The organism is Bacillus sp. Xin1 (assembly GCF_013314535.1).
Taxonomy (GTDB): domain Bacteria; phylum Bacillota; class Bacilli; order Bacillales; family Bacillaceae_G; genus Bacillus_A.
Genome location: NZ_JABUAE010000186.1, coordinates 1 through 400 on the forward strand (window position 1 = coordinate 1; position 400 = coordinate 400).

Consider the following 400-nt stretch of genomic DNA (forward strand, 5'->3'; position numbering starts at 1 on the left):
GGTTCTGTTGCAAAGATTTTTAAACTGAGATAACCTGTAGAAAAAGTGTGAGCAGGAGAATGATATATGGGGTATTTTAAAGGAAAACAGTTTAAAAAGGATATTATTTTGGTAGCCGTCGGCTACTATTGCCGTTTTTCTTTAAGCTATCGTGATGTATCCGAAATCTTGAAAGAGCGTGGTGTTTCGGTTCACCCAACAACCATCATGCGCTGGGTTCATGAATATGGAAACCTTATTTATCAAATTTGGAAGAAGAAAAATAAAAACGTTCAATTATCTTGGAAACTAGATGAAACCTATATAAAAGTCAAAGGAAAATGGTGTTATTTATATCGTGCAATTGATAAAGACGGGCACACGTTGGATATTCAACTTCGTAAAAAACGGGATCATCAGG

At 35.5% G+C, this 400-nt stretch carries 1 protein-coding gene; it reads left to right on the forward strand.

The genetic code is table 11. The features are described 5' to 3' along the window. Positions 1-66: 66 nt before the first annotated feature. Positions 67-400, forward strand: a 334-nt coding sequence (locus HRG09_RS28440; protein WP_174104115.1) for an IS6 family transposase, incomplete at its 3' end; no start/stop codon positions are given.